This window comes from Rhodocytophaga aerolata, assembly GCF_030503435.1.
Taxonomy (GTDB): Bacteria; Bacteroidota; Bacteroidia; order Cytophagales; family 172606-1; genus Rhodocytophaga; species Rhodocytophaga aerolata.
Window position 1 is genome coordinate 85,344 of sequence record NZ_JAUKPO010000003.1, and the last position, 12,937, is coordinate 98,280.

Annotated in this window: 5 protein-coding genes; 2 read left to right on the forward strand and 3 right to left on the reverse strand. The window is 41.8% G+C overall.

Annotated features, from left to right (window positions below; translation table 11 throughout):
- Positions 1 to 336: 336 nt before the first annotated feature.
- Together Q0590_RS07230 and Q0590_RS07235 are read left to right on the forward strand one after the other, a co-directional pair.
- On the forward strand, positions 337 to 3,642 hold the full coding sequence (locus Q0590_RS07230) for a SusC/RagA family TonB-linked outer membrane protein (RefSeq protein ID WP_302036839.1): 3,306 nt from the start codon (positions 337 to 339) through the stop codon (positions 3,640 to 3,642).
- A 39-nt stretch (positions 3,643 to 3,681) separates the two neighbouring features.
- Complete coding sequence (locus Q0590_RS07235) at positions 3,682 to 5,433, forward strand: RagB/SusD family nutrient uptake outer membrane protein (protein WP_302036840.1); 1,752 nt, start codon at positions 3,682 to 3,684, stop codon at positions 5,431 to 5,433.
- Positions 5,434 to 5,597: 164 nt separating this feature from the next.
- Here the strand turns inward: Q0590_RS07235 and Q0590_RS07240 are convergent, their stop codons facing one another.
- The 3 genes from Q0590_RS07240 to Q0590_RS07250 all read right to left on the reverse strand — a co-directional run bounded on the left by Q0590_RS07240 (position 5,598) and on the right by Q0590_RS07250 (position 12,854).
- The gene (locus Q0590_RS07240; RefSeq protein ID WP_302036841.1) at positions 5,598 to 7,160 is read right to left on the reverse strand and encodes a RagB/SusD family nutrient uptake outer membrane protein; all 1,563 of its coding nucleotides are present in this window, start codon (positions 7,158 to 7,160) and stop codon (positions 5,598 to 5,600) included.
- A gap of 152 nt (positions 7,161 to 7,312) precedes the next feature.
- Positions 7,313 to 10,612, reverse strand: coding sequence for a SusC/RagA family TonB-linked outer membrane protein (locus tag Q0590_RS07245; protein WP_302036842.1), 3,300 nt, complete (start codon positions 10,610 to 10,612; stop codon positions 7,313 to 7,315).
- A 430-nt stretch (positions 10,613 to 11,042) separates the two neighbouring features.
- Positions 11,043 to 12,854: a hypothetical protein gene (locus Q0590_RS07250; RefSeq protein ID WP_302036843.1), complete on the reverse strand. Its 1,812-nt coding sequence runs from the start codon at positions 12,852 to 12,854 to the stop codon at positions 11,043 to 11,045.
- Between the last annotated feature and the right edge of the window lie 83 nt (positions 12,855 to 12,937).

Here is a 12,937-nt window from a genome sequence, read left to right on the forward strand (position 1 = left end):
AAATATTTATTATAATTTCGTTGGTATATTATGATAAAAGTATAATTTTATAGCCATAATAGTCTATTTTTTTACCTATAATCTTTCGCACTTATTTTTAAGCCTAAGTATCCTTTAAATAATTTAATCTTAAACCCATAAACCAAAGTATATTATCTATGAGTGCATAGTTTACACCCCTCCCATATCCCTTTAAGGGTTCATAAATAACTGATTACACTGCTCCCGGTGAGCTGCTATACTAGATTGCCAAACTTCTAAAGAAGAAGCCTGTCCCTCTATGTAGTAGCTAATTTTCTTGCTTACGCATTTGAATTTTACCTCAAACCAATATTTATGAAATTGAAAATTTATTCCTCTGGCAGCATCCTGCTAATAGGGCTTATATTCCTATGGAGCCTGCCAACTTTTGCCCAAAACAGAACTATTACGGGAAAAGTAACCGCTCAAGACGATGGCTCGTCTCTACCTGGGGTGAACGTATTGGTGAAAGGCTCCTCTTCCGGAACCATTACCGATGCCAACGGTGCCTATAGTATTGGCGTTACAGAAGATAATCCTACCTTGGTTTTTAGTTACATTGGCTACACCACCCAGGAAGTAGCCGTAGGCAGCCGTAGCTCTGTAGATGTACAATTAGCCGGCGATGTAAAAGCCCTGCAAGAAGTAGTCGTTACCGGCTATACTACCCAGCAGAAAAAAGACTTGACCAGTGCTATTGCCGTAGTATCACCAAAAGAGCTTCTGTCGGTTGCTGCTACCAGTGTACAACAGCAATTGCAAGGTAGAGCAGCAGGTGTATTTGTAACTAACAGCAACGTTCCAGGCCAAGGAGCAAACGTCCGTATCCGCGGATTTGGAACCTTAGGTAATAACGATCCTTTGTATATTATTGATGGGGTTCCTACCAAAGACAACCTGGCAAACTTTAACCAAAACGATATAGAATCTATTCAAATTCTGAAAGATGCTACGTCCGCTTCTATTTATGGTGCCAGAGCTGGTAACGGGGTAGTTATCATCACAACTAAAAAGGGGAAAACAGGCGAGCCTAGAGTAACTTTTGAGAGTTACTATGGGGTGCAAGGCCAAGGGAAGCTTCTTAATTTATTGAATACAGCAGAATATGGCCAGTACCTTTGGCAAAGTAAGCTGAATGCAGGTGTTGTAAATCGCACTACCGGCAATCCGGAACATGGCCAGTATGGCAATGGGCCAGAACCCATAATTCCAGATTATCTGGTGCCTAGTGGTGCGTTTGAAGGCGACCCCAGAACAAATCCTTCTTTATATAGCCGGGAACGTTTTCTGCCGGATGGTACTAATAACCCAGCTTTTGGCCGGGATGTATTCCAGATTACCCGGGCCAATAAACAAGGCACCAACTGGATGGATGAAGTATTGAATCCTGCCCCTATGCAGAATTATCAGCTAGGTGTTTCTGGCGGTAATGAAAGTGCCCATTATTCTTTTTCAGCAGGCTACTTTAACCAGAAAGGCTTAATTATTCATAATGGATTTGAGCGCTATTCTGTACGGGCTAATACCGATTTTACCATTAAAAAACGCCTCCGGATAGGTGAAAACCTACAGGTAGTATATGCCAAACGTAATGGTACTTTTGGCAACCAGGCAGAAGGCAATGAAATCTCTTTTGCTCTGCGCATGCAGCCTATTGTGCCTGTATATGATATTATGGGAAATTTTGCCGGCACACTAGGAAACAACCTGGGTAATGCACACAACCCGGTGGCTTTATTATACAGAAACAAAGACAATGGGTATCAGGATGTACGCGTATTTGGGAATGTGTTTGCAGAAGTAGATATATTGAAAGGACTAACCGCCCGTACAAGCTTTGGTATGGATGGAACCGTTGGCCGTGGAAAATACGCTACTACCCCTACCTGGGAAGCATCCGAAGCAAGCCGCTACTATAACTACCGCTCGGATTTCAACTACCGTACGGCCTGGACCTGGACTAATACCTTGAACTATAAACTTTTCCTGAACGAAACGCATAACATTAATGCTACCCTAGGCACAGAAGCTATTAACGCCTGGGGTGAGTTTCAGGAAGGCTTCCGTGACAGGTATTCCACCACCGATGTGCTGTTCCCAGATAACTTACGTTTCCTGGATGCTGGGAACCCCCAGTTTCAGACTAACCGGGGCGAAATCCGGAACGACTACTCCCTTTTCTCTTATTTTGGCCAGATTAACTACTCCTTGATGGATAAGTATCTGTTCCAGGCTACATTGCGCCGCGATGCTTCCTCCCGCTTCCTGGCTGCTTCCCGTTGGGCTACTTTCCCAGCCTTTAGTGTAGGCTGGCGTTTGTCTGAAGAGAACTTTATGCAGGATATACCATTAATAAGTGATTTAAAACTGCGTGCAGGCTGGGGCCAAACCGGAAACCAGGACGGTATCAGCGATTATAACTCCTATGAGTTTTACGATACTGATGTTACCAGAGGTGGCTACAGCGTACGTGGTAACCCCAATGGCTATGATGTAGCGTATTCTTTGCGGAAATTTGGTAACCCCTCCGGTAAATGGGAAGCCACTACCTCTACCAATATTGGGTTTGACTTAGGCTTACTGGATAACAGAATTGAGGTAAACTTTGACTGGTTTAACCGCCAGACTGACGACGTATTACTAACACTGGAATTGCCACGTGCCCTGGGTAATGCCGATTTGCCTTCGTTTAATGCGGCAGGTGTACGGAACAGAGGTGTTGATCTGGGGATTAACTTCAACGATCAGATATTGAACGACCAGATAGACGTAAGTCTGGGCCTGATATTCTCTACCTACCGCAACGAAGTTACCGTAATTGACCCTAACAACGATGCTGCCTTCATTCCTGGCTTTGCCTTACGTACACCAGCTGTAACACGTTCTCAGAAGGGCTATCCGATTTCGTCCTATTATGGATACGTAATTGATGGTATTTTCCAGACCCCTGAAGAAGCCGCTGCTGCACCCACCTTCGCCGGATATAACGATGCTACCGTTTATGTAGATATGAATGGCGATGGTGTGCGGGAAGCGGTGCAAGGAGTAGGTAAATTTAAATACCGCGATATAAATGGAGATGGTGCTATTACGTCTGCTGACCAGACTTATATTGGCAGTCCACACCCTGATTTCAATTATGGGGTGAATCTTTCTCTCGGATATAAAGGCATAGAACTAACGGCTTTCCTGCAAGGTGTATCTGGTAACGATGTGTTTAACTATGTGCGATACTGGACAGATTTCAATACATTCCAGGGAAACCGTAGCACACGGGTATTATACGATTCCTGGACACCAGGCAACCCAAATGCAAAATTGCCAATTCTGGATGAGAAAGATGCCGTAAGTAGCCGGCCTTCTACCTATTTTATTGAGAAAGGTTCGTATGCCCGTCTCAAAAATCTGCAACTGGCCTACAGTTTACCTGCTGGCTTTGTATCAAAAATCGGATTGAGCCAGATTAGATTCTATGCACAAGCACAAAACGTGTTTACCATAACTAAATACACAGGTCTTGATCCTGAAATGGCTTTACGCGGCGACAACCAGATTGGGGTAGATGAGGCAGTTACACCCACTCCTAAACTGTATATGTTCGGATTGAACCTTGGCTTCTAAACTAGTTTATCAGACCTTAATTACCTTTAATTATATATTATGAAAAGAAATTGGATTATTGCTTTGTCTATGGCAGGAGTATTATCCGTAAGCTCATGCGGCGACAAGTTTCTTGAAAAACAACCGAAAGGCAGGTATAGCCCCGAGAGCCTTCAAAACGCTACCGGCGTAGAAGGACTTTTAGTAGGGGCGTATGGTGCGCTGGATGGTATTCCTGTAGGTGCCGGGCAAAGTGACTGGCATGGCTCTATTCATGCCTGGATATTTGGCGATGTCGTGTCAGATGATGCATATAAGGGTACAGATGCCGGAGACCAGCCAGAGCAGACATTTCTGGAAACCTATCAATGGCTGGAAACCAATAACCACGTGCGTGGAAAATGGAGCGCTATGTATAATGGTGTTGCCCGGACAAATCAGGTTTTACAGGCTGTAGCCAAGGCTACTGATCTATCGGCAGACCGTGCCGCACAAATCACAGCAGAAGCCAAATTTTTGCGGGCGCTTTTCCATTTTGAAGCTAAACGGATGTGGAACAATATTCCCTATTACGATGAACAGGTATACAACTCTACCAATCCTAATAGTGTGAAAATTTCTAATACGGAAGATGCCTGGCCTAAAATTCAGGCAGATTTTGAGGCTGCTATAGCTGTACTTCCTGAAACACAACCTGGTTTCCCCGGCAGGCCTACCAAATATTCAGCTATGGCTATGCTAGCCAAAGCATTAATGTATCAGGGATTTGATGTAAATACGGGTGCTGCCAGAGTAGATAAGCTTACGCAGGCCAAAGGGTTGCTAGATCAGATTATTGCCAGTGGCAAGTATACACTGGTAGAAAAATACCACGATAACTGGTCTGCCGATAATGCTAACCGGAACAACAAAGAGTCTATTTTTGAGGTACAGTACTCTGTAACGGCCGCAGCCGATGGCGGTGGTAATGCAGGTATGGACCTGGCATGGCCTTACAACAATGGTCCTGGCGGATGCTGTGGATTTTATCAGCCTTCTCAAAACCTGGTGAACGCACACAAAACTGAAAACGGCCTTCCCTTACTCGACACCTTTAATGAGGTAGATGTAAAAAGTGACCAGGGTATTGCATCGAACCAGCCTTTTGAACCCTATACCGGCACCCTAGACCCCAGGGTAGACTGGAGTGTGGGCCGCAGAGGAATTCCCTATATGGACTGGGCCATTCACCCAGGCAGAGACTGGATACGTGACCAGGCCTATGGTGGACCTTATTCGCCAAAAAAACATATTCCTGAGAGAAGAAATTCAGGGATAGCCGGTAACCAGAGACGGAATGCCAATAACTACCGCATGGTCCGGTATGCACACGTGTTGTTGTGGGCAGCAGAATGTGAGGTAGAATTAGGCAATCTGGAAAAAGCCCGTGAACATGTGAATATGGTTCGCCGCCGGGCTGCCAACCCTGCCGGTTTTGTGCTGAAAGCCGACGGAACACCTGCTGCCAACTATGTAATTAGTGAATACCTGCTACCCTGGACAGACCAGGAAACAGCCCGTAAAGCCGTACGTTTTGAAGAAAGGCTTGAGTTTGCTATGGAGGGAGAACGTTACTTTAATCTGGTACGCTGGGGTATAGCTGCCCCTACACTCAACGCCTATCTGGAAAAGGAAAAAAACTTGCGTACCTATCTAAACAATGCACAGTTTATAAAAGGCAGGCATGAATACTATCCGATTCCTTGGTCAGAAATAATTAATACAAAAGTGGATGGAAAAGATGTACTGGTACAAAACCCAGGCTATAATTAGAATTTCATCTTACTCATACATTCACAAAAAAGCTGCTTCAGATGAAGCAGCTTTTTTGTTGTTAATCGCAATACGTATCGTGTATAATATTCCTAATCAGTATCATAAAAAAATCCCCACCAGCATTTGTAGGTGGGGATTTTGTCAAGTATAGATTTCTATATTTACTGTTGTGGATACCCTGGGTTTTGAGGTCTGAGATTCTCATTATTCTGCATCTCTGGTCTTGGAATAGGGAACAGGAGGTGTTTTTCCTGTAAAGCTTGATTTGAACCAAGATTAACATGGCCTACAAAGTTATCAAATCCTTGAGTAGTCTCATTGTATACTTTCCGGAGGCGTACCATATCAAACCAGGTAATAAATTCATAACAGAACTCATGCCAGCGCTCTCTCCATACTGCTTCTCTAAAGGTATTCTGATCATAGGTACCTAGTTCCGGAGTTGTTAGCTGAGCTCTATCTCTGATTCTTTTAAATGCATTGTAGGCTTCTTGTGTAGGGCCACCCAATTCATTTTGTGCTTCCGCATAAATTAACAATACTTCAGCATACCGGATCATTGGTACATTCAGGTTGTTATTGCGAGTGCCAGCTACGCCTGCAGTCCCATTTGCTATTACATTAAAGTGTTTAAAAATATAGGGTGCGCCTAACTCAAAAGGAGCGCCATTTCCGCTCTGGAAATAACTAGTGTAAAAGTAACCTTCTCTGTCTTTAGTACGCAGGTCTCCATCCTCATAAGATTCATAAAATGATCTGGTTGGCACAGTACTTCCGGTACCAGCATTCCCGGCAAAGGTAACAGGCTTAAAATTAGGATGCATATCCTGCATTGGATTACCAGCCACCAATATATTGTATTGAATCATAAAAAGATGCTCTACTATATTTTTCTTAGTCTCCAGATGCACATCCCCGTAGGTTGGGAAAAGATTGATGGTTGCCGGATTTGCATTCGCATAGGTTATTACTTCATTGGCTTTATCAGCAGCTAACTTGTAATGCGAAGCACCTTTGTTGAGCGGTTGCCCTGCCATTGTCAGGTATACTTTTGCTAACAGCGATTTTACAGCCGCTTGTGATACACGTCCATTTGCATTCATCCAGGCAAGCCCAGCATTTTCAGCAGCAGTCAGGTCATCTACAATTAGTTGGTATACCTCTTCTTGTGAAGTACGGGAAGGTAGAAAATCCGGTGAATTAATAGTCTGAGGCTTAGTAATTAAAGGTACATCACCCCATAACCTGACGGCATAAAAATAGGCCCAGGCACGCAGAAATTGTGCTTCACCTAATATCCGGGCTTTCTGGGCAGCATCCATTGGAGTAATACTTGGTACTTTCTCAAGAACTAGGTTTGCATTGGCAATCACCCTATATAGGCCATTCCACCAGTTGATGATATGCTGTGTATTTCCATCATAAGAAAGGGAATACAAGTTGTTTAGATCTGAATTCTGAGCCGTTTCTGTAGTAGAAGTTCCGGTAGGTGCTTCCAGCATTTGCCAGGTCACCGAGAATATACCGGCACCATTTCCTATAAACCTGGTATCAGCATAGACAGCTGCAATCGCAGCTTCAGCATGATCTGGAATGGTATAGAAATTATCCGGTGTTAGGTTGGAAGGAGGAGTTTCCTCCAGAAAATCTTTACAACCTGTACCAAGCAGCATGGCTCCGCACAGAAATATGTTGCCAGCAATTTTTACTATATTAAACTTCATAAGGAATGTCTGTTATAATGAAATAAATTTGAATAAGCAGATACTAAGACTGTAGACAAAAGATATAGGCATTTATTCTACAAAATTTTCATTTTCACTACACGTATATCTCTTGTCTTGTACCTTATATCTTTAGATAATTATCCAGTTACTTAAATACCAATGTTAATACCTACCGTAAAAATTCTTGGTCTGGGATATTCATGCCATTTTATACCTTGTGAGAATGCGCTATTTTCATTATTCTGATTGGTCGGTGTTACTTCAGGATCTCCGATGAGGTCTTTGTCAACAATCAGGAATGCGTTTTGGGCTGAAGCATAAATTCTAAGTCTACTTAATTTTAATTTAGAATAGATTGCTTCAGGGAAAGTATACCCTAATAATATATTCCTGCCCCGTATAAAAGAGCCATCTTTCACCCACCAGCTATCTACGTTGGTTACATAACCAGCCCGTGTATCACGTATTTCGGCAATCATGGTATTCTGGTTTTCCGGTGTCCAGGCGTTCAATACAGTTTTGTAACTGTTGGCAAGTGCCTGACGGTCTTCACTGGCATGTCTGGTTAAATCTAACACATCATTGCCATAAGAGAACTGAAGTTCTACAGTCAGATCCAGGCTTTTATAACGGAATGAGTTAGTCATGGCTCCCCAGGCTTTAGGCGTACCATTGCCAATAATCTTCCTGTCAGCATCAGAGATGATGTAATCGCCATTTACATCCAGATATTTAACATCACCTGGCAAAATGGTCAGGTTATTACGGTAACTGGTATATTTAGCAGCTTCATCCGCCTCAGCAGTTCCCCAGATGCCTAAACGTGTAAGCCCCCAGAAAGAACCCACTGGCTCTCCAACACGAATAACACTGGTTTGATTGGTAAAATTAGGACCACCAACCCCAAAAATATCGGCAGGTGTGGCTAATGTAAGTACTTTGTTCTTATTTAGTGAAATATTGAAATTAGTATTCCATGAAAAATCTCCGGATTGAATATTTACAGTATTCAGTGCGAATTCTATCCCTTTATTTTCCATTGAGCCCACATTCTTCCGGATAGTAGCATAGCCACTGGTACGGGGAACAGGAGCATCCAGCAGCATATCCGTGGTTTTTCTGTGATAGAGATCCACTTCTAAGTTTATTCTGCCTTTAAATAAGCCCAGTTCCAAACCAACATCTGTTTGAGCAGTTTTTTCCCATCTCAAATCAGGGTTAGCTAATCTGTTCAAGCCAGTACCTCCTACACGTGTATCACCATAGATTGCCGCATAGGTTGAACTTAATAAAGCTAAAGAATTATAAGCAGGTATTTCAGAGTTACCTGTTAACCCATAGCTGGCCCGCAGCTTTAAGTTGGAGATTACATTGTTACCTTTTAAGAATTCTTCTTCAGAAACTCTCCAGGCCAGGGCGGCAGATGGGAAGAAAGCAAATTTGTTATTTTCACCAAACTTAGATGAACCATCGGCACGGCCAGTAAAGGTTACTAAATATTTATCCATCAAGCCATAGTTGATCCTTCCAAAATAAGAATTAAATGAATTTTGGGAAGCCTCAGAAAAAACCTGAGGGTTAGTGCTACCAGCATCTATATTATTAAAACCAAAATAATCTGTTGCAAAGCCACGTATGCTGGTACTCATATCAAAATAGTTTGTCCTCTGCCAGGAAATACCTAACAAAGCAGTAAGTGAATGAATGTCAGCAAAGCGTTTGGTATAGGTCAGATAGTTTTCTAAAGACCAGAACATTTCACGTTTATTGAACGTAGAGGCCGTGCCTTGTTCATTTATAGCTAAGGTCCGGGTTTGGGATTGGTTATTTTCCTGTGTCAGGATATTAGCACCCAAAACGGTTCGCATTTCTAAACCTGGAAAGAAAGTAATATTGGAATAAAGACTTCCTATACTGGTTTGCGTATTCAAGATGTATTTGCGGCCGTATAACCTGTGTACAGAACTCATAGTGCCTTCTGCATTGGGATAATCCCTGTTATTAGCAAAGGTGCCATCTGCATATCGTACTGGCATAAAAGGAAAATCTTCCACAATCTGACGAGAAACTGCATCATTCACATCCACCAAGTTTTCGTTCTGGTAGGTATAACTCAGGGTTCCACCTATCTTCAACCATTTTTTAACTTGGTCATCTATAGAGAATCTGCCTGAATAGCGTTTCAGATAAGAAGTTTTTACAAACCCTTGGTCATCCCGGTAACCCAGCGAAAGGGCATAGGTAGTTCGCTCATTACCACCGCTAAAGCCCAGCTGGTGATTTTGAGAGAGTTTATTTTGTGTGGCTTCCCTCATCCAGTTGGTATCATATAAGGGATTGCCATTGGCATCAAAAAGTTTATTATTACCATTGGCATCTAAAAGCCGTGGATCTTTCCGGGCAAGTGCAGGATCTCTAAATGCCCATTTGCCTTCTGCCCATCCCTTAGGATCATATTTTGCCATGTTCTGGTAAGCCAGGTCTTCTACGGCTAAGTATTCTCGCGCATTTAGTACTTCAGGTGCATTAGGGCCAAGGGTTGGCACACTAAAATCTGCATCATAGGTTATTCTTCCTTCGCCAGATCTGCCTTTTCTGGTTGTAACTAGAATAACGCCGTTTGCACCTCTTGCTCCATAAATAGCTGTCGAAGAGGCATCTTTTAATACTTCTACAGAAACAATATCGTTAGGATTAATATAATCTATGGCATTGCTGAACTGATTCTGATTGCCTTGAGGTAACATTACTCCATCTACTACATACAAAGGATTATTGGAGGAGTTGATAGAACTGAATCCACGCACCCGTACAGTGGTTCTACCTCCTGGACGGCCAGAGTTCGTATTTACCTGAACACCGGCCATTCTACCTGCTAAGGCCTGATTAAGGGATGGAGCTGGCCTTTCCTGTAGTACTTCGGCTTTTATTGACGAAACTGAGCCTGTTAAGTCAGATTTTTGCGCTGTACCATAGCCGATTACTACTACTTCGCTTAGTGATTTAATATCTGACACCAGACTAATATCTATACTGGTACGCCCGTTAATGGGCACTTCCTCTGTAGTATAGCCGATATACGAAAATACCAACGTGCCATTAGCTGCATTATCAGGTATATTAATCGTATACCCGCCATTTACATCTGTTGTGGTTCCTGTGGAGGTACCTTTCAGCAAGACATTCACACCTGGAATAGCCTCTCCATTTTCGTCTTTCACGGTACCTCTAACCGAGATATCAGCTGCTTGCTTGCCATTAGTTAACAATGCAGATGTGTGTACGCCTGCAACCAATGTACCATGGTCTGTTGAGATGTACGCTTTTGCTTCAGCTGGGAAGAAGCCAGAACTGACGAAGAGCACAGATGAAAACAGGCTAATGCCAGTTAACCTCTGCACTTTTACGAGCAGCTGCTTCTGTGAGGGAATAGTAATTCGTTGACTCATAGATTTAAGGTTAATTAATAAACTGTTTACTTAATAAAAAAAGATTATAGCATTAATTGAGCGTTGAATAGGATAGCTACAAGCAGGGTCACAGGTTCAGAAAGAAGGCTACTGCAAAAAGCTAAACTGTTTAGAAATAGCTAGAAATAGAAATTTTATATGGTTTAATATAAAATTTGGTCGTCAAGATACTATGCAAGCACTATCAGAATAGTATAGAATCATGAAATAATCGTAAAATTCATTTTTTTCACAACTACATTATTAAGTATCTGATAGATCTTCATGATTTGTGCTGCTTGTGATGAGGCTAATATTAATTATTGGGGCCAAAGGTATAAGTTTATTCTAAAAATCCTCCGATATTAACAAAATAATTTCTGGATATAGTCCTATATAGTTGGGAAGGCAGGTTACGTACCCGTTCATTTTAAAGCAGCATTTTTTTATAGATTGCTATTTGACTATCGGTATAAACCTGAGTATACTGATTAAGAAGCAATTGTGCAGGATAAGGAGAATTTTTATGTATAACAACATAGGTGTATTCTTTTCCTGGTTGCGGCTGATTAGTATCTAAATGAATTTCATGTCCCCGTGTTTCGTAAAGAAAGCGGATACATAAGCTATAGTCATACTCATTTACAAATATGTTGTTGGCTCTATGGTTGTAAAGCCATTGTGCGGTTGCATCAAAACTTTTATAGGCTGGGAATTGACCGGGCTTGGTAAGTGAATAAAAAGTATAAACATTTAATAAAATATACACTAAGCCTAGCAATAGGGGCATAGGCAACCGGTTTACCGGGTAGGTAGTTTTATCTTTTTCTGTATTTTGTAAATGTTCCGCAGGCAGATAAATTGGGAGATAGGCAGATACAAATTGAACTACCTTTAAGGCTGCATACACCAGAAGTATGTACTGATAAATGCTTAAATAAAACAATACTCGCAGAGGTACCAGGAGCCGCTGCAAAAAGGAAATACCTATTACTACAATCAAATTCAGTAGATATATCTGCTGCCAAGGTCTGACGACAGAAACCCAATTATTATTAATCATTCCTCCTACGCAGAAGAGTATGCATACACTAGTAAGCCATATTCCTCCTGGCAACCCACCCCAAATCTCAGAAGCCAGTTTCAGCAGATGTTGCGGAAAAAAGGGTATGAATTCTTGCCAAGGGATAGGGGCTACCCAACTATTGGCTATTAAAGCTCTCCATCCATTAAACACAATCACCGGCAGGTATAAAATAAATACACTACCCGCTATGGCCATACAAGTGATAAATAATGGTTGAAAGAAGGTATAATTCCGCTGGATAATCAGTTGCCATGTGATGAACAAGAGCAGGCTGACAAAGGGATACAAAAAGATAGGTAGTGTGTAAAAACCCAACGTAGCGCTTACCCCTAGCCAGAAAAAATACGAAAAAGAAAGCCTGTTGCTTTGGGTTATTTTTATGGCATTCTGGGTTGCTATTAAGGTTAGGAACATAAGTAAGATGTATCCTCTGCCTTGTATGCTATAATAAAAAACCGGTTCTGCAAAAGAGAACAAAGCTGCTATAAGCAAAGCAATAGAATAAGTAAAATACTGGCTTATAATTAGCCAGAATACAACAGACAGGGCTATACTTATTAGCAAAGCAGGTAGCTTCATAACCACTACAGGATCAGCTATAAAAAGATCAAAAAAATTGCAGATAAGCGTATAGAAAATGTGGTTGCTTGGGCCAGGGTAATAGGTCATAGAAACAAGAAAGCCTTTATCTACAAAATACAAGTAGGTGAAACGTTCGTCTACGTGAAAGGGGAAACGGAAAAGAAAGTAAAATCTGGAAAGAATGATTAGCAATAACAGGATACCAGCCATATACTTTATTGTTATAGGCATAGCCTGCCAAAAGGATACATATTTTTTTATCTGCTTGTTACTGTAGGCAGCTATCCGGCTTGTAACAGCAGGAACACTCACTGCTTGTTTCCATAAAAATGGCAGAATAGCCACCCATATACTACTGCTAAAAAAGGAAATAATTCTTAGGAGGGAGAAGCGCTCTTGAGTAAGCAACAACTCGCGGAATTTTGCCAGCTTCTCCGGTTGGCCAATACTTGAAGCAATACTGGCCGTAAACTCTTCATAAGAATAGACAATGGTAACTAAAGTGCTCCCCATGCAGCTTGCCACCATTAGTAACAAAGTTAGTCTAAATAAAAGCACCTGAAGCCTTTTCATACATACAAAGCTATACAGTAGCTGAAAATTATACTAATTTTGATGCCTATGTACCATCTTTACTCTAAGTTGTAAAAGCCTTA